The organism is Candidatus Nitrosocosmicus sp. FF01 (assembly GCF_047711275.1).
In the GTDB taxonomy this organism is placed as follows: Archaea; Thermoproteota; Nitrososphaeria; order Nitrososphaerales; family Nitrososphaeraceae; genus Nitrosocosmicus.
Map to the genome: position 1 here is coordinate 199,808 of NZ_JBLNIG010000003.1, position 18,230 is coordinate 218,037.

At 31.6% G+C, this 18,230-nt stretch carries 16 protein-coding genes; 7 read left to right on the forward strand and 9 right to left on the reverse strand.

What is annotated here, in order from left to right; translation table 11 throughout:
• Positions 1 to 481 precede the first annotated feature (481 nt).
• The 3 genes from ACMT7R_RS11110 to ACMT7R_RS11120 form a co-directional block, all read right to left on the reverse strand.
• A complete protein-coding gene (locus ACMT7R_RS11110; protein ID WP_415311963.1) occupies positions 482 to 907 on the reverse strand; it encodes a universal stress protein in 426 nt (141 codons plus the stop codon).
• Between the two features lie 1,177 nt (positions 908 to 2,084).
• On the reverse strand, positions 2,085 to 3,263 hold the full coding sequence (locus tag ACMT7R_RS11115) for a sensor histidine kinase (protein WP_415311965.1): 1,179 nt from the start codon (positions 3,261 to 3,263) through the stop codon (positions 2,085 to 2,087).
• A 215-nt stretch (positions 3,264 to 3,478) separates the two neighbouring features.
• Positions 3,479 to 3,952, reverse strand: coding sequence for a response regulator (locus tag ACMT7R_RS11120; protein WP_415311967.1), 474 nt, complete (start codon positions 3,950 to 3,952; stop codon positions 3,479 to 3,481).
• A gap of 469 nt (positions 3,953 to 4,421) precedes the next feature.
• Here ACMT7R_RS11120 and ACMT7R_RS11125 point away from each other — a divergent pair, with 469 nt between their 5' ends.
• Positions 4,422 to 5,408 (forward strand): hypothetical protein, encoded by a 987-nt coding sequence (locus ACMT7R_RS11125; RefSeq protein ID WP_415311969.1) that lies wholly within the window; start codon positions 4,422 to 4,424, stop codon positions 5,406 to 5,408.
• Positions 5,409 to 5,905: 497 nt separating this feature from the next.
• Here ACMT7R_RS11125 and ACMT7R_RS11130 read toward each other — a convergent pair whose 3' ends face one another.
• The 4 genes from ACMT7R_RS11130 to hsp20 form a co-directional block, all read right to left on the reverse strand.
• Entirely contained in the window at positions 5,906 to 6,397 is a 492-nt protein-coding gene (locus ACMT7R_RS11130) for a hypothetical protein (protein ID WP_415311970.1), read from the reverse strand.
• A gap of 727 nt (positions 6,398 to 7,124) precedes the next feature.
• A complete protein-coding gene (locus tag ACMT7R_RS11135) occupies positions 7,125 to 7,331 on the reverse strand; it encodes a sporulation protein Cse60 (RefSeq protein WP_415311972.1) in 207 nt (68 codons plus the stop codon).
• Positions 7,332 to 7,483: 152 nt separating this feature from the next.
• Complete coding sequence (locus tag ACMT7R_RS11140; protein WP_415311973.1) at positions 7,484 to 7,879, reverse strand: hypothetical protein; 396 nt, start codon at positions 7,877 to 7,879, stop codon at positions 7,484 to 7,486.
• A 404-nt stretch (positions 7,880 to 8,283) separates the two neighbouring features.
• Complete coding sequence (gene hsp20, locus ACMT7R_RS11145) at positions 8,284 to 8,964, reverse strand: archaeal heat shock protein Hsp20 (protein ID WP_415311975.1); 681 nt, start codon at positions 8,962 to 8,964, stop codon at positions 8,284 to 8,286.
• A 126-nt stretch (positions 8,965 to 9,090) separates the two neighbouring features.
• On the opposite strand from hsp20, the gene ACMT7R_RS11150 reads away from it, so the two are divergent.
• Both ACMT7R_RS11150 and ACMT7R_RS11155 read left to right on the forward strand, forming a co-directional pair.
• Positions 9,091 to 9,537, forward strand: a complete 447-nt coding sequence (locus ACMT7R_RS11150; RefSeq protein ID WP_415311977.1) for a hypothetical protein — start codon at positions 9,091 to 9,093, stop codon at positions 9,535 to 9,537.
• 1,120 nt (positions 9,538 to 10,657) lie between these two features.
• Positions 10,658 to 12,151: a tyrosine-type recombinase/integrase gene (locus ACMT7R_RS11155; RefSeq protein WP_415311979.1), complete on the forward strand. Its 1,494-nt coding sequence runs from the start codon at positions 10,658 to 10,660 to the stop codon at positions 12,149 to 12,151.
• Between the two features lie 49 nt (positions 12,152 to 12,200).
• On the opposite strand, the gene ACMT7R_RS11160 is transcribed toward ACMT7R_RS11155, so the two are convergent.
• Positions 12,201 to 13,118 carry a hypothetical protein gene (locus tag ACMT7R_RS11160; protein ID WP_415311980.1) on the reverse strand — a complete coding sequence of 306 codons (918 nt, stop codon included), beginning with the start codon at positions 13,116 to 13,118 and terminating at the stop codon, positions 12,201 to 12,203.
• Positions 13,119 to 13,208: 90 nt separating this feature from the next.
• Here ACMT7R_RS11160 and ACMT7R_RS11165 point away from each other — a divergent pair, with 90 nt between their 5' ends.
• The 4 genes from ACMT7R_RS11165 to ACMT7R_RS11180 all read left to right on the forward strand — a co-directional run bounded on the left by ACMT7R_RS11165 (position 13,209) and on the right by ACMT7R_RS11180 (position 16,457).
• Positions 13,209 to 13,358: a hypothetical protein gene (locus ACMT7R_RS11165; RefSeq protein ID WP_415311981.1), complete on the forward strand. Its 150-nt coding sequence runs from the start codon at positions 13,209 to 13,211 to the stop codon at positions 13,356 to 13,358.
• 2 nt (positions 13,359 to 13,360) lie between these two features.
• A complete protein-coding gene (locus ACMT7R_RS11170; RefSeq protein ID WP_415311983.1) occupies positions 13,361 to 13,567 on the forward strand; it encodes a hypothetical protein in 207 nt (68 codons plus the stop codon).
• 2 nt (positions 13,568 to 13,569) lie between these two features.
• Positions 13,570 to 13,794: a hypothetical protein gene (locus tag ACMT7R_RS11175; protein WP_415311984.1), complete on the forward strand. Its 225-nt coding sequence runs from the start codon at positions 13,570 to 13,572 to the stop codon at positions 13,792 to 13,794.
• An 89-nt stretch (positions 13,795 to 13,883) separates the two neighbouring features.
• Complete coding sequence (locus ACMT7R_RS11180) at positions 13,884 to 16,457, forward strand: bifunctional DNA primase/polymerase (RefSeq protein ID WP_415311986.1); 2,574 nt, start codon at positions 13,884 to 13,886, stop codon at positions 16,455 to 16,457.
• A 679-nt stretch (positions 16,458 to 17,136) separates the two neighbouring features.
• On the opposite strand, the gene ACMT7R_RS11185 is transcribed toward ACMT7R_RS11180, so the two are convergent.
• Positions 17,137 to 17,703 carry a hypothetical protein gene (locus tag ACMT7R_RS11185; protein ID WP_415311987.1) on the reverse strand — a complete coding sequence of 189 codons (567 nt, stop codon included), beginning with the start codon at positions 17,701 to 17,703 and terminating at the stop codon, positions 17,137 to 17,139.
• Between the last annotated feature and the right edge of the window lie 527 nt (positions 17,704 to 18,230).

An 18,230-nucleotide genomic window follows, 5' to 3' on the forward strand; every position in this document is an offset into this window, starting at 1 on the left:
TAAATTGTTTCCCATCAAAAAGGTATTTCGGATGATTTCTATTTAACTTTGAGTAATATTTTGTTTTGCGAGTATGGGGAAGTTATTGTCTTTAACTTTACTTTTGGTAATAACTTGTACCAACTTAAAAAAATTGTTAGTATGATTGGTGGTTAATTTATCTAATTAATATTGACTGAAGAACTATGTGTGCTAATACGATATTCTCTATACCTGATTCTCTAATTAATTGTATCAATTTACCTACCTACTTTGATAAATTCGTAATCTTCGAGTATCATTTTTAGATTGACACTATAAATAATTACCAACTAGTAGTAAGTTAGATTTATTATGTTATTGTTTTACTTGCCAGAATTCTGTATGCATGTAATAAATTTCTCATTCATTTTCTTTTATCTGGGTTCTTCTTCCAAATTTCTATCTTTTCTAATGGATAAGTATATTCTAAACTATTCTATCACTTTTCGAAATTGATTTCCTACTTTACTAGCAATACCGGACATTTAGCGTCATGTATAACCGAGGTAGAGACGCTACCAATAATCATCTCTTTTAAATGCCCCATTCCCCTATTTCCAATTACAATTAAATCAGATTCGTCTTTTAAAGAGAATTTCGCTATCTCTTTTGCAGGGTCTCCAAAAACTAGTATAGGTTTTATTTGTATGGTTTCTCTTTCAGCCAATTCTTGATAATCCTTAAAGATTTTTTCTCTTGCTTTAGAATATTTTTCAAGCAACTCGTCTAAAACTTTCTGAGATTGTAAATATACTGTGGGCGGAGCGTCAGCAACATGCAATATTGTTATCTCTCCTCTAAGATTTTTTGATAAATATAATGCTTGTTTAAATGCTCTTTTCGAATTCTCAGATCCATCTACAGGTACCAATATTTTGGAAAACATTCGCTATATGATCTGTATATCTGGATTATTATTTGTTAGTGGAATTTACGAATGAATTAAAGGAATCAGATATAATTATAGAATCCATTACAATCCAAATTATGAAATATGGATATCAACACTATATGATGATACTGTTATATACGTAATGGCAGTGGCAGCAGTAGCAAAGTGAAAAAAAAGAAAAGTTAAATCTTTTTATTGGTTCTGATTGTTGATCCTGTTCAGAACATCTTGATAATCTGTTAATGGAACAATCTTTACGGTATTATAAGAAGATATTCCAGATTCAATACATAATTGTTCTATATCATGAGCGCTATTTGCATTTATTAATATGATCCATTCATGTTCTAATACCGACATGTAAAATCCGTTAATTTCTTGGACTCTATTTAGCAGAGTTTGATTTCAGTTTATTATATATCTCCTTAAAGATCTCTTTGCTTTCGTTATTATTGAGAGGACATGATTCTGGACTATGAATTGCAAATATCCCGAATAGTTTGTACAACGAACTCATCGATTTTTCCAGGTTACCTTGATATAAAAATTTTATTCACAATCAAACGAACTAAGTAATGAAATTCTTAAAAGGCGGTTATTATCCTGCATGGTTCATTGTAATGGGTTATGCTATAAGGAAAAGAACATTAATGCTGCTTTTATTTTAGAACTAAACTCAAAGTGTACTTCATGTGAGATTGCATTTAATACAGATAAATATAGATGCTACTGTTGTAGCGGTAGGCTCCGAAAAAGAAGTACAAGAGCAAACAGATCTATTGTTGCTAAATTAAAAAATGATCAAAAGATTAGATACCAGATACCGAATAGTACTCTCATTTTATTCTACAAAGTGTTTTGCATTTAATGTATGTAACACATTAAGAATCTAATATTTAATATATTACACAACTTTAGAGTATTACCAAATTTTTGATATATGATATTATACAGAGGAAATGAAAAATCTGAATATTATTTGAAAATCATTTACAGAATCATTTAATTAGATATAACCAAATAAGATGGTGGTGTCAAGTTCGGTTATACTTTTATAAATTTTGGTTAATATGGATCAAAGTACGTCTTCGTTATCTAGTCAATATACCTTTTCTGACCTTTATCTAAATATTAAATTCTGTCTAACATTTTATTATTGATAAAAAGTCGGTTAGAATGAAGATAAAGGCAAACTAAAAGAAAGTGTTGCTCCCTTTTTATCCTTATTGTTTTCAGCCCATATTCGACCACCATGGGCTTGAATAATATTTTTGGAAATATACAATCCTAGTCCCGTCCCCCCTGTTGTTGAATCAGAGGTAAACTTTGAAAATAAATTGTCCAAAACCTTTGAATTGATTCCCTTACCACTATCTCTAACTTGGACAATGATTTCTCCCTGATCTGGTTGTTGCTTCTGTTCTGGTAAATGAACAAGTTCTTCACTTTCAATATTGGATTTATTCTTAGCATCATCACCATATTGGATAGGTATACCTTTTTTTAGAGTCACAATAATTTTGTTTCCTTTACCATATCGAATGGCGTTATCAAGCAAATTGAAAATAACTTGAGTGATTCTTCCTTTATCAGCATATATGATCATTTTTTTTCTAGCGTCAGGTAAATTTTGATTATCAGTTTGAATATTTTCAAATACGATCTGTGTATTTTGGTTACGGTCGTCAGTTATACGACTATTCAAGTCATCAATTATTTGTTCTATCAATTCTACTAAACTAAATTTCACCTTTTCGATCTCGAATGTCTTATGGTCGATTCTTGAAGCATCAAGTATATTGGAAATCAGGAGACTGAGCCTCTCAGCATTTTTTTCAATTAAATCCAAGTGTTTTTTACTGTTTACTGGTTCTAGACTAAGCAATTCTACATAGCCAATTATAGCCTGGCAAGGGCTTCGGATTTCGTGTGCAGCAATATTGATAAAATCTTGTTGTTTTTCATATCTCTCTCTAATGTTCTCATTTGAAGCGATAATTTCATTATTGATATTAGCAAGTTCTTCATTTAACTCTACTAATCTACGATTAATGTCCAATATTTTAAGTTTTGAAATATTGCCATTATTGTTAATGGTTGTATCAAGTTCAAAAGGTTCGGTTCCTGTCTTACCGTTCGCATTTACTTGTTTTTGATCCTGTTCTATTGATGTTTTTTGTAATTGCTTGTTTTGTTGTAGTAACAAAGAACTTTCAGTTACCAAGTTATGAATTTCAGAACGAATTTCTCGAGATCTACTAGCAAGACGTGAAATGTCATCCTTAGTTGCACCCCCTTTACGTATATCGCTCTGACCGTCTACGCTGTCATCGTCATTTCGTCCTGTCATATCCGGAGCCCCTATTCCTTATTTCATAGTTTAACAAGTTTTATATATTCAACTAATAAAAGTCCAGGATCATAATATGGTAAAATGATATTGACGTGTTTTAGCGGCTGAGAAAAGTCAAAAATCAATAATATATGAATCAGACTATTGGATGTAATTTAATACACTGAAGGAAACCCTTGGGTAATCAGATTAATAATCATATTCGATATAATTTAAGGTTGCAACTCCGCAGGTTTTTTCATTAACAAGCCGCTTACCTTCTCAACAATAGTGGTAGGGCTAATTGGTTTTATTGCAAATTCATCTGCGCCGTAATCTAAAACTCTAGTCTTGTTGTTTTCGTTATCAGCCAGCGCTAAAATCTTTATTTTCAAATTTAATTTTTTGATATTAACAATTAGCATAGGACCTCTATCAGCAGCAATATTTCCGTTTACTAATACGACATCAACTTTGCTCTCCAATTCCTTTAATTTTGCCAAGCATTCTTCTGCTGAAATTACTTTATAAACTTTAAAATTTGCGAGTGCGAAGTGGCCTGCCAATATATTAGTCACATCAATGTCATCATCAACCAAGATAATAGAGTGTTTTATATCTTCGCTAATGCTATTATACAATTCATTGGTATTGCTGTATTTACCCAATTTAAAGATCTCTGAATATTTTAATATTGAAATCAACATATGAGATCAAAACCGTAAAACACCATTAATCTAGATCAATATTTGCTTTAGGTAAGCCACTAATTAAATTTCAAATACTCCCGATTCGTAGTTTTATTTACCATGTTAATACGCAATTACTGTTTGACTGGTTAGTTAACAAGTAATGTTTATGATCTATGAATGTTGTTAGAGACTTTTGCTGGCTACCGAATGGGATTTGAACCTTTGGGTTTAGGATGAGGGTTCTAATAATGGAGAATAAATCTATATCATGTTGATAAAAAATTTTCCCTGAGACAGAATTACTAATATGTGGTTGGGGCTCATGGGATACGGTTCAAGATTAAATACATTCTAAAGACAATTGCAATTGATATGTTAGGAATAAATCCATTAGTTTAATCTACCACATTTATGAATATTCATGAAAGTCAACTACGCCTAATCGATGTAACTATTTAATAAAACGGGATTTTAATATAATATAGTGGATGAAAAAACACTCAAGCAGTTAAAAGACTCCAATTATCATCATCCAATAATAACAGATGTTATTAACGATTACAAAATAATGCTTGAAATTACCATGGACGGATTAAACAAATGTGAAATAGGTTATTATACCGTTTGGGACGCTGAAATGTGTAAATGGGCGTCTAAATATTTTGTAGAAGGATTAGAATTAGTAAGACAAAGGGTCAGAGAAAAGGGGATAAAATGTAGATTAATAACTCAAGTAAATTTAGAAAATATTAATTTTCTTAATCCATTGTCGAATTTCTTGGAAATCAGACATTTAGAAGGCTTGCGAGGTAATTTCGGGATTTACGATGAAAGAGGGTACATGGCATTTATTTTGCATAAAGAGAATAACGAGTCCTTACAAACATACTTTAGCACTTCCAAAACTCTTGCAGAAGAACAGATGCAATTATTTGAAGAATTGTGGGAAATGGCCATTCCGTTTGCTACGAGAAAGAAGGAACTAGAATATGAAGATAAAAAAGATACTCAAAGAACCATAACAGGTTTTGAAAACATTCAAAAGGAAATAGAGGCCTTGACCCTCACCTGTAAAAGAGACATGACAATATTTTCTTCTAACTGTATTCTATGTCTTCTTTTGAATAAATATGATTTTCATACCTTGTTACTTTCTGTTTTACAAAGAGGTATCTCAATTAAGATTCTTACAGTAAACGTAGATGAATATTTGATAAAACAAATTGCCTCTATAAATGAATCATTCCTTTTAACAAAACAAATTCAAATAGGATTTGCAAACAAGGTTGGAGACCTAGACGAAATGGTGATGATATTTGATGGCAAACATTTACTTCGTCTTAACTATAACCAGGATAATTTACTGACTGCAACCTTTTCAAATGAAGAACACACAGTTATGGTTCAAGAATTAATGTTTGAGAAATATTGGAATGAAGTAAAGTGTCTTGAGGCAATGAATAGTAATTAAATCAGAAATCTCGATCGAATGTCTCTCACTGACTTAATTAATTGTTTGAAGTTGGATATCGGGTTGTTTAATTGTAATTTTAAAGGTAATCAAGTGAATACGGTTATTAAGTTTCACCTATCTCGCCGGCTACATACTCTGTATGAACTTGGTCAAGATAAAATAGTATCATGGTATATTAGTATGAGTTCCTGATCATGGTTGACCTCGAGAAATAGTAATCGAGGTTTTATTTATGTGATAAGTATTAATAAAGTCGGTATGGAAACATTAAATACTTTGTTGTTAATATATTGACAAGTTACAAAAGAATTAGGATTTGAAACCAAGTTGACTGTTCAAGAATATTGATGATTTATTACTTTTTAACTAAGGTATAGTTAAGTTTATGTTTTTTAAACTGACTATATTATTTTGAAGAGATCTACTATCATACTAACCTTGACTTTTTCTGGATTCTTTCCTCTATTTTCTATCTTTTCTGATGAATTGCTTTTCTAAATTATCATAAATGACTCTACTATTTTTCTGATTTGATTTTGACAACTTAACGAAGCATAGTCTTCTGAAAGAATTTCAAAAGCAACTGTAAAATATTCAGTTTTGTAATTACTATTATGTACCAGCAAAGTTCTTTCAATAACCATATTCGCTCCTGCTCGTTTGTCCCATCTAGTGAGTAATATGGTTACTGAATTTGAATCCTTAATTTTATATTTGTTGAATCTTACATCTTCAACTATGATCTCATTTTTCTGAATCGAAGATTTCAATATAAGCGTCAGTTGTGCATACATATCCAAGTTCTTGTAATTTAGTATAGGGCAATTCTCTCTGAGTTGTTCAGATATTTTGATTATTCCAAAATTAGACGACTTGTTAGAGAAAAGGACATCTACTCCAAATCGTATTTTGCAGTTTTCTACCAAAACCCACTCAGGAGGATACTCAAATGCTATACCTAATTGGGGGTCAACATAACGCCTCAAGTCTGTTCTCACATGATTTGTAGTTTAATAATAAGTGGAAATTTAATTTATTCTTAGTGTTCTAATTAAATCGCTCGACCTGTCTTGTAATAGACTTAAAAAATAGTTATAATCGTAATACAATAAAGTTTATTCTGGCTAATATTATGACATCCAAAAGTCAGAGAAATAGCATTGGTCGACTGGGCTTATTAAATATCATCATTCCAATAAAAGAAACACCTATGGCGGTTACAATTAGAATTAGATAATATACAAATAGACTTTGACAAAAATTCTTTGAATAAAGTTGTAAGTTCAACCTCGCCATCGATTATAATGATTGAATGTTCATGAGTCGACGATAATCGTTATTTCTCCCCTAGAGACTATTTGATCATATCCATATTACGATTAGATAACGTGCAACATTAATTATATGGCGACTTAGAGTTACAATCTGCACTCTTAGAAGAATATAAAGAAAAAAAACGAATTCAGATTTTTAGTTTCAATTTTTTTATTTATGACCATCTTAATGGTAGACGTGATCTAATATACGGTTTTTTTATTATTTCGATGCGCGAAAACAATCGTTGGCTTCATAAAGTGATAAACAAATTCTAAGGAAAAAGTAAATTATAAAACATGAATACTTGATGAATCTCCTATTACTTGTAGCACAAGATTTAAACTAAAAATATATCATATTAACTCGAAGCGTTAATATGTAAATTTAAAAAGGTTTTTATTCATACATTTGGGGATCTTCCTTCACCGGTCTTATATCTTCCTGGTAGATAATTAGCGCAGTAAATTTGTCAAGCCCGTCTTTACTAAAGGAAGTAAACTTGACATCAATCAATTGTTTTACTTCTTCCTTTTTGAGAAATTCATTAATATTTTTTTCAAGTTCGGAAAGTTGTTGATTGTCATATATTTTTACCTTTGTCATAATATATTTGGTCTCAAGAATCATATATTCTTTTATTGATTTAAATAGACATCAAGGAAAAAGATAATGAAACGAGGTCTTGGCAGGTCTAAAAAGTTTTAATGAGCGATAATGTGCATCTGTTATTCTAAAAAAAGGAAAATAAAAATATCTTATTCTACCCTTACAGCCCCAGATCCACAGTTAGGACATTTTCTCTCTTTGTGTTCTTTTTTGCAATTCATACAAACAAATCTTAGAGGTTCTGCTGCCAGTGAACTATAGAGATTGTTAAACAAAGGATTTGAAAGGGAATCGATGAACCCCCTAAATCCTTTGTTTTTGGTATTCTTTGTGGAATGCTCGTACATGCTGTTTTGATTATAATTCTGTATTTTCCTTATTCTAAGGGTCTGCAATATTAGTATTATTCCTATATACATTAGTAATGATATTGGAAAAGGTACTGTAAAAGACAGTATCAGTCCTATTGTAATATATATTGCAAACCATGTAAAGTAATTTTTATCTAGGCCATTGAAATTTTTGTAGTCTTTTATCTTTGCCATCTCATACACCCCTTTACATCAGATGAATGATTGATAATTAATATTCCAAAACAATTAAATAAATTTTACTTCTATTGTGATGATGAAGTTAGACTATATATAATAACATAATACATCGAATATCGTCTTTTAGTATCAATTTTGATAATATGATGAATTATAAACGTATGATTATTCTAAAGAAGTACTGAAGTATCGTTGACATCCGTACAGCCAATATTATAGTAATCACCCCAATTGCCTAAACTACATCATCAGATGTCTAAAATAAATCCAGATATACTTCAAAAATAAACTTGGTTTTGGTAATAATATTGCTTGACAGAGAAAATCAACCTAGTAGTATTTTTCAAATCAAAAAAGGTAAATAAAAGTTTTCATCATCATATCTTTTCTTAAATCAACTAGTCTATTTTGATCTCTTTTCCTTTGGGCTTGGCTTCTTTTTTCTTTTTGTTAAACCTTACCTCTAGTATTCCGTTGTTATAGGTAGACTTTGCTGTATCAATATCTGTTTCTTTGGGTAATTCTAAAGTTCTATGGTATTTTCTTTGTGCGTCATTTGTTAATACTTCTACTTCTCCATCACGAGCGTTTATCTTTATGTTCTCCTTCTTTACTCCAGGCATCTCTATAACTACTTTTATCTCATTATCCATAACACTTACATCTGCCAGGGGTTCTCTTTCGGCTCTTATTTGAGGACCCGTGTTATAACCCGTATTGGTCCCCCTGATATTTCGCACTCCTCTTCTTGATAGGTGCTTTATATTTCCAAATTCCGTCACCTTAGGCTTTCCATCAGGTCCAATAGTCATTGAATAGCCGTATACTAATGGTCCAACCTCTCTTACCTTTTCTCCTTCAGGTGTTTCATACTCTCTTATCAATTCTTTTGGAGAATTCTTTGATATGTGCTCGAACTGATCAAACATTTCATTCATCTCTCTATCTATGCCCTCTTCAAATTCTCTCAACGGGTCGATGTCAAAGAAATTCGAAGGTCTCCCTCTTCTCATCAAGTTGTAGTTGGGATCAAAAAATCTCCTAAACCATTCAAAGTTATTGTATGGTATAATGCTCATTTTTTTTGAACACCTGTTATATATTATAAAGCAAGAAATATATTTTTTTCTAACATACTGTTATGTCTATTACATAAAGTAAAATTTATATTTCTAGAATGAAATATTAATGTCGGTGATTTCATTATGAACGCGAAAGAGTTTATAACTAAAATCATCGAAAAACAAAGCCGAAATAAGATAATACAAAAAGTTAAAACAATGCCTAAACTATTTTCGGTAGGGTTGATCTCTGTGCTAGGATTGCTTCCTCTATCATCAATACCTAATAGAGGAATTGCAACTTATGCACAGCAATCACAGGGACAAAGCCCGTTAGAACAACAGCAACCTACTGATCCATGGTACCAATCATTAGAGATAGCACGTGCCAAAGTAGAAGCAGCCATATCGCCTGGAGCATATGGACATGGTGTCCCTGGATTACATAATTTAACTACAAACGATATCTTAATGGCATTTGGGATCGCTGTATTAGCATCTATAGCAGTATTTATGGCTGTCAGGACGTTACCTAATCTTGTGAATAAGCAAAAGATTGGTAAAATACCTCTATTAAACAAAATAGTCTAGGCTTGTGTCAAATACCATTTCTTTATTTTCTCGAGTTAAATTGACACTTAATGATAGTAATACACAGTTCAGTTTAGAACTTTCAAACATATCATATCCATTGATATCAACAAAGAATACAAAAGGTCCTCTTCAAAAGATATATCAACATGTGGTCACCTTGCTCCTTCTAATTAAAAGGACATGAAAAAAATTCATTATTTTGAGATTTAGGCAGATGGGTGAATCATTATGAGTTGCAAGGGAAAATGTGAAAGATTTAAAGCAAAAAAGAATTCAAATAATTCTTCGTGGTATGCTCAATTACTTAAAAGATGCAGTGTCTGTGAGATGTTTATAAAGTGGAATGAAAATCAGTATTGTCCGTGTTGTAATTATAAACTTAGAACAAGATCTTTTCGTGGGTTTGGAATACGGAAAAAATATCGAGAAAAAAGAATAAAAAGATATTAGCATTGTTAGTAGAAAAACATATCAATTCTAAAATATTAAATCAATTTTATGTATGTATACCATCTTGAATAACAAATTAATTTTTACTATAGTTTCTGCCTCTGATAATTTGATTCATGAATGAGACAAACAAGAAGGTCATTCAAATGCTGTTTGTTCTATTTGTCCAAATGACCTTCTTGTTCTCCCAGCAGAATCCATGTGGAGGTACATTGGAGGCTTGGATCCCACGAAACATGTCTCTGAAAGAATGGTTTTTATTCGTGATTTATTGTGTTGGAATGATCCATTACACATCATCACCTATCATACTATAGTGCAAAATTCATATTTACAATTTTTGATATACAAAGTTGATATTCTGTATCGTAAAATTAAAATTTTGGTTTTGTAATAGCATGAATCTCATTTACTGTCTTGATTGTAAAGTGGTATCAACATTATTGATAACCTTATGCAATTGCTTTTTCAAAACATGGTCGTTAAAAATTATAAAACTATAACAGACGAAGTTTGGGACTCGAAACCATACCGTATACGCGTGAAGTCATAGATAACAAAACTTTTTAATCTCGGGACAGGGATGGGATTTGAACTCCGGAGTTATACTCGAGGAGACAAGCATCTTCCTTAAATATGCAAAATATATCAATACCTTTGTAGTTATTTGAGTCAAAATCTAAAGATTACAAGTCATTCATCGTCTAAAGACTCTCAAGTATTAGACCAGATTACCAATATGAATATAGAACATACAAATTTTGATCTTGACGAGATAACAAATAGAAGAAATCTTAAGTTAGTACTAGATAAAATAAATCAAATAACAAAGGGACAAAAGCCTTACCTCAAAAGGATTATTCTAAATATCTTAAACTATTCATCTAAAAATGCTGAAGACATTTGTGACTTTATTATTGCAGAACGCAACGAGATTAACATTAAGGAGTCAACAATAGAATGGCATGTAAAGGTATTAGGTCAGATACAAAGATTCCACAATTTTGAGGAATTTAAAGATATGACTAGGGAAGACATTTTGAACTTTCTTAACAGTTTAAGAAAACCTAGTGAGGAAGATCCAACAAACAAAAGCATAGGAAATAGAAATAATAAGCAAAGAGTATTATTAAAATTCTTTAAGTGGCTACACAATCCTGAAACAGATCACAGGAATAGGCCAACTCCATCATGCATGAATGGAGTTAAAGTTTTACCAAGAAAAGAATTATCACCGTATAAACCGTCAGATCTCTGGACACAGAGAGATAATGATATATTCATAAAATACTGCCCTTCTAAAAGAGACCGAGCCTTTCATGCAATGGCAATCGACACTTCTTGTAGACCACATGAATTACTAGGGTTAAGAATAAAAGACATCCAATTTAAAGTATCGTCTAATGGAAGACAGTATGCTGAAGTACTGGTATCTGGAAAAACCAAATCGAGGACAGTTCCTCTACTATCATCTCTTCCTTATATTAAAGAGTGGATCCAGGATCATCCTATTGGAGATAATCCTAATTCCTGGCTATTTATAGCACTTAGCAAGAATAATTTTGGTTCCAAGATTTCTCTCGACGGGTTGTTAAGACATTATAAGGACCAGTATCGGGATAGATATTTTCCTAAATTATTAGGAGATGAGAATATTTCTGAAGCAGACAAAGCATTCATTAGAAACTTGCTTACAAAGCCATTTACATTATATGTCCTGCGTCATTCCGCCTTGACCATGAAAAGCACCATTTTAAAGGAACACGTTTTGAGAGATCACGCTGGATGGTCGATGACAAGTAAAATGCCTCAAGTATACATTCATTATTTCGGAACAGAATCCTCAAATTCTTTACTTAAGGCATATGGAATTGAAAAGGAAGATAATACCTTCAACCAAGTAACTTTGAATCTACCAAAACCATGTCCAAATTGTGGCGAATCTTGCAAAAAGGATTCTAAATTTTGTTTAAAATGCAAAATGGTCCTATCATATGACTCCTATAATGAAGTTCGTAATGAAGATAAGCAAAAGATTGACAGATTAGAAAATCAGATGAAATCGCTGCAAGAAGGTATGAATAAAATTTTTGCAGTTATTCAACAAAATAATATGTTGATAAATGTAAAGCCAGAGATTTTAGATAAATGGGTTAAATAGATTGTGACCTTACATTGGTCATTCCATATAAAATAGTAAAAAGGAATTATTAAATCAATGATTCTATCTTAGACATACCCCCGATTTTTATAAGTTCATCAAAATGGTAGTGAATTTTTTCTAATACTTCGATTGCATCAAACATGGCATCGCCTTGGAGACTCGGATCCTTTTTCACTGATTGAGATTTAACAATCGATCCATATTGTAGGTGATATAGTAAAATGACGGACTCAATGTTCTTTGTCCAAAGTAAATCCAGTAAATTGTTTAAGTGATACTCTAAATTATTTCCTTTACAAATTTTTTTAACAGCTAATACTCTTTCATAGGTACTTAGACCTTTGGATAATACATAATTTTTGCAAAGTGTTGATTCCCGAATATCATCTAGTGTAAAGGGTTGACCGATGGCAAATGAATCAGATGCTAAATATGAATACATTTCACTAACCTTTCCAAAGTAAACTGAATATAATCTATTGATTTGCTCTTTATTGTCTAACTTATGTGGTAAGACATTTACAAAATAGAACATGTATACATCATTGATAATTTCTACAATAGAGAATTCTAATATTGATAAAACATTTTTTGGGGGTGTGTCATCATTTTTTTTTATAGCATGAATATGACTGTTATCTTTAGATTTTTCCTCTTCTATAATTTCTCCTATTTTGCCCATAAATAACTTGAATTGCTCAAAAATTTCATCCAAATCTTTTGGAATAATTAGCAATAGGTTTTTAGAATTTACGTTTAGTTTGTAAGATTTTTGGTTCTTCTTAGTCTTGCCATCATTTATGATATTTTTCTCTATTAGGTCATTGATAAGTCTGCTTATAACAACTCTACTGCCTATACCTTCTTTATTACAATAATCTATCACAAATTCCTTATCCTTGCCAGGATTTCTTTCAATAAATTTTAAGATTTCTATTTCTCTCGAAGTGAGTTCGGTATCCATACTTACCGCGATATTAGTCATTTATATATATTGATATATATGTATAGTTTTATATACATAACTAATACGATTTAGGTATATGTATTGAATATGACTACAATCATTATTCAAAATAAAACAAGAGACCTACTACGAAGGGTAGGAAGAAAACAGCAGACCTACGACGATATAATTAATGAGCTGCTGGAAAAATCAAAAAACTCGATTGAAACAGATAGAAATACTGAGGTGGGAAGATAAGAATGTCAACATTGTTATCTACAGAAAACGAACTAGTTAATAATCTTCATCAGGACACTACATGTGATAGATTTGGATGCTATAATCTACCTTCAGAAAAATTCAATGTTAGTGCCGGAACCTTTGGAACTATTACTTTAAATCTGTGCAGTAAGTGTGTAAAGGTTTTCCAAGAAGGTAACTCGTCATCAAACCGGAGTGTTCTATAACAATGAATGATAGAACTTTGATTCACAATTCAGTTGGTAACGTCCGACTCCCGAAGGTTTTGTACAAAAGACTTCAAAATGGGGATTATGATAAGACGCTGGGTTTTAAAAATTTGTCACAAGTAAATAATGATGGAAAGGAAACTTTGACGGGCTCTTTTCCAGCATTATTTTCAGAAATCAATCAACACAGTACAAAATCGGGAGACGATTTAATACATGTATAATTTTACATTATCAGATGTTAACAATAAACTTTACGTTCTTCTAACAACCACCTTCTACACTGGTGTTCTAAATAATAGGAGTGATGTTATTGAATTTTAATGATGCAGCTGACTTTTGGTTTTATCAGATAGGAGTAAACGTAATCTCCATTGATTCGAAAGAAAAAACAACTTATGTAAAATGGTCGGAGTTTCAAGACGGTCCAATTTCAGAGGAACAATACATTAGATGGAAAACCGAAGAAGCTTTTAATCAGGGTATTGCTATCATTGCAGGAAAGATTTGGCGTGGAAAGTATAAGGGAAAACACCTTGCATGTATAGATATCGATAATAAAAAGGGGATCGAGGAATTTCTTTCACATTTTGGGAAAGTAGATACAATAGATAAATTAGCTGCAAAGACTATAGTAGAATGGCATAAAGATAATCCGTTCAAAGTCCATATTTATTTCGTAGTTGATAAGCCATTAACTAAAAAGAGCGGGATAAGTGTTTATAAGAAAGATAACATCTCGAATAAAGGTGAGATTCCTGCCATAGAAGTAAAATCAGAAGGTCATCACGGTATCATGATTGTCGCACCGTCAATCCATATGAATGGATTTGCCTATGAAACGCTGGGAACTAAAGTACCAACTGTTTTGAATGTGGAGCAATCTGAAGCGTTAGAGAACTGTATTAATCAAATTTATCAAACTTATGGTGGGGGCCAAAGAAATAGTAACGGATTGATACCAATTAAAGACCTTTTCAAGGCTGATTTTAAGGTCAAGGAAGGTAACAACCGGCATGAAGCATTACTTAGAGTAATGGAATCACTGATTAAAAGATTGAGTAATATTTATCCAGAAGAGAAGATAAAGGATTTAGCCTGGCAATATAATCTAAATCACTTTGAACCTCCTCTAGATGATAAAGAATTTGATAGGCAATGGAATGACGCAAAAAGATTCATAGTTAAAAATGGATCCAGTGTCGAGGAAAAACTCCGGATAGACAATGAAGAAATAGAGTACTTGCAAGATATTAAACAGAGATACGTCTCTATATTCTTTGATCAACTAAACAGACTATATGTGACAATAAAGATCAATAATCATATAGAATGCATTCCTATCGACAGTAATAGATTCAAATTTTTGATCAGAAAAGAGATACTGGAAAACGAAAGCAAGACACTAAATGATGATAAATTGGATAGAATAATCAAATCCATCCAAGCCGAAATGGTTTTTGATGAAACGATTGAACATAAGGAATTGAATTTGCGAGTAGCGAGCAATGGTGATATTTTTTATTATGATCTTACTAATCTGAAATGGGAGATAATCAAGATTGCCCATGATGGTTGGGAAATAGTTAAGGATATCACAATTCCATTATTCAAAAGATACGAGAAGAATTCAAAGCCTCAAGTATACCCAAAGAAAGATATTGATAATTCTAAATATTTTAAGGAATTTCTCAATCTCTTTAATTTAAGATCACAAAAGGACCGCTTACTGTTGGAAATTTATCTAATTTCATTATTTATTCCTGGGATTCAAAAGGCTATTCTTGTTATGAAGGGAAATGGAGGTGGGGCAAAGACAACTACTTTTTCATTGATAAAAAACATAGTTGACCCGGGCACAATTGATACCTTATCATTTAGTTCCAATAAAAATGACTTGATACAAGCCTTAGAACATAGTTATGTTAACTATTTTGATAATGTGTCATACATTTCACAGGAGGTTTCTGACACTATTTGTAGAGCAGTAACGGGATCGGGTGACTCAAAAAGAGAGCTTTACACAACGGATGGTGTTTTTGTCTACAAATTCAAGCGATGTATAGGAATAAACGGTATTAACGTTGTGAACACTAAGCCAGATTTCATAGACAGGTCTTTAATTCTGAAGGTTGAGCGAATTCCAGAAGCAAAGAGAAGAAAGGAAGAAGAAATAAAAAAAGAATTTGAAAGATTAAAACCGTATGTATTAGGATATATCTTTGATGTATTAGTAAAGTATCTTCGTTACAAGGAGAAATACAAAGGAGAAGTTATTTTTAAAAATCTTCCAAGGATGGCCGACTTTGCTGAAAGTTGTGAAATAATATCGAGATGCTTAGGCTATTCTGAAAACGCATTCATAAATGCGTATCGCGAAAATATTGATAATCAAAATGACGAGATAATAGAGGCAAGTCCAATTGCAGAATCCATAATTATCTTTATGGAAAATAAAAAACAGTGGGTAGGAACACCTACTCAATTATACCAATACTTAGGCGATATTATATCTCAAGTGGATTCAAACCTTAAAAGAAGCGCTTTCTGGCCTAAAGGACCGAATCGACTCACCTACAAGATAAATGAAATAATTCCTAATTTATTAAAAAGGAATATCGAAATTGTCACTGGCGATAAAATTAACGGTCAAAGAGTTATAACCATAAGAAGGTTAGACTCAAACCAAACCTCAAGTAGGAAAGACTCTGATTCAAACAAATTGTCAGATAGTTTTATCGAACCTTTATCAAATTATATTAATCCATATATTCATAGAAGAGGCAGTTCAGACACATTTGAGTGTGAAAGATGCCCCTTGACTGGTGATATACATTTCATGAAAGTTCATTTTTGTACGAAGAATTTGACGGTGCTTAGTAGATAACCGTCCAAACAATCGTCCAACGTTATTGTAATAGTAGTTAAATATCCTGTCTTTTCAAACACAAAATTAGTCTATTTTGTTAGATACTGAAACATGGACGATTGGACGGTCCTGACGGTTGTTTTTGATATTCTCTTAATATTTGAGGAATCAAACTATATTAGATCTTATTAAATAGGATTTTACGTTAAGTACTCTCATCTTATCTTGAATTTCTAAAAATATTGGTGAAGTATCGTCCGAATCGTCCTATCGTCCAATATACCTGACAGTGAAACGAAATAAGCATATTGATGTCTTATAATTAGGATTCATCAATGGACGATCCCTGGACGGTTTAAAGACGATCGTCATTTCATGTCAATGCTAATATATTAGATACGTAATTTACGTTGGAGCAGAGGCTAAGTTATAGCCAATTGACCTGTTAAATCCTTCATATCGTATTGATATTAATGCTCGACAATCTATTCAAATTTCTAACATCTAGAAACAAAAGTAACCTACTCTCTCCCAAATAACAATGATTTTTTCGATGAATCCATGACTTTTAGCCTAGCCATAAACAAATTCTTCTTCGGACTAATAACCACGCATACCTGTATCCTATAGATCTGGCTGGTGAAAAATAACTTCCTATCTAATACTTTTGACATGATTAATTTAGGTCAAGAAAATTTTAGGGAGGGTAGTTTTCGATATTCATAAACGGTGCGCCCTCATTCGGAATAGAAAAGAACAGCATGGGACGATATTCAGTGTCATTAATGAATATTGGATAATCTGCAAATGAAGCATAATCTGTTTGATTAGGGTAATTACTTATGGACAATACTGTAAATCTAGAATCTATCCTTTCTATAGTTGAAGTTATATTATTTATAGGTACTTTGAATGCAAAGTTAACAGATATAGAATTTTCGGAGAAATCTATCCTGTTTGGATCATTTAGAATTGGAAAGAACTTAGCATCACTTTCATTTCCTCCGTTCATATCAACATAAATACCGAAAGGAGCATCAACTTTGTACACTTTGCCATTTTGGTATGAAAATGCATCTGGATCTTCAGAAAGTCCTGTTACGATAACCAAATTCGGGATAGGTATTTCATCATCACTTTCTCTTGCAGCATTATTATTTGATTCTGATGTTATATTGCTGATATTGTTGGTCTGCCCAAACGCATTCCCAAATACTATGAGACTGGTTACTAAAATTGAAATTAGAACCGAAAACCTATACATGCATTTTGTATAATCTAATATATTAAAAATCTATCTAACTCTCTTCTGAGAATGATTTTCCTATTCACTTTTTTTAATTTATAGAAAGTAAAATCAAAAATTCTACGTATCGATCAGCATTCTAGAAATTTACGAAAGAGGTGTGTAGTAGGAAATTCCGAAGAAAAGATCTAAAGATTAAAAATTATTATTAAAACATATAATTTTAGTAATTGTATTTAATTTTCGGGTAAATTACTATCTTGTATATATAAACCTCCATTTTGGACATAGGAATAACCATTCTTAGACAAGTCCATAAGTTGATTTGTTAACGTATCTCCAAAGAAACTTTATGATACTATATACTCCTTATGCTAAAACATATGAATTTAATAGAATGAAATAATCAGGTTTTGTAAAAAATAGTATATAGGTTCACTATATGGAATCATTTTTTCTGAATCTCTGGAAGGATTTTATTCCAATTCTAAAAATTACTATTATATTTAATATCTTAGCACAGTCAAATTATGTGATAGTTCATT

Coding starts and splice junctions, on each gene's coding strand:
- hsp20 (WP_415311975.1), bottom strand. CDS start 8,964: ATGAGCATTATACCATACAATAACTTTGAATGGTTTAGGAGATTTTTT.
- ACMT7R_RS11150 (WP_415311977.1), top strand. CDS start 9,091: ATGAACGCGAAAGAGTTTATAACTAAAATCATCGAAAAACAAAGCCGA.
- ACMT7R_RS11160 (WP_415311980.1), bottom strand. CDS start 13,118: ATGGATACCGAACTCACTTCGAGAGAAATAGAAATCTTAAAATTTATT.
- ACMT7R_RS11170 (WP_415311983.1), top strand. CDS start 13,361: ATGTCAACATTGTTATCTACAGAAAACGAACTAGTTAATAATCTTCAT.
- ACMT7R_RS11175 (WP_415311984.1), top strand. CDS start 13,570: ATGAATGATAGAACTTTGATTCACAATTCAGTTGGTAACGTCCGACTC.
- ACMT7R_RS11120 (WP_415311967.1), bottom strand. CDS start 3,952: ATGTTGATTTCAATATTAAAATATTCAGAGATCTTTAAATTGGGTAAA.
- ACMT7R_RS11140 (WP_415311973.1), bottom strand. CDS start 7,879: ATGGCAAAGATAAAAGACTACAAAAATTTCAATGGCCTAGATAAAAAT.
- ACMT7R_RS11135 (WP_415311972.1), bottom strand. CDS start 7,331: ATGACAAAGGTAAAAATATATGACAATCAACAACTTTCCGAACTTGAA.
- ACMT7R_RS11115 (WP_415311965.1), bottom strand. CDS start 3,263: ATGACAGGACGAAATGACGATGACAGCGTAGACGGTCAGAGCGATATA.
- ACMT7R_RS11185 (WP_415311987.1), bottom strand. CDS start 17,703: ATGTATAGGTTTTCGGTTCTAATTTCAATTTTAGTAACCAGTCTCATA.
- ACMT7R_RS11110 (WP_415311963.1), bottom strand. CDS start 907: ATGTTTTCCAAAATATTGGTACCTGTAGATGGATCTGAGAATTCGAAA.
- ACMT7R_RS11165 (WP_415311981.1), top strand. CDS start 13,209: ATGACTACAATCATTATTCAAAATAAAACAAGAGACCTACTACGAAGG.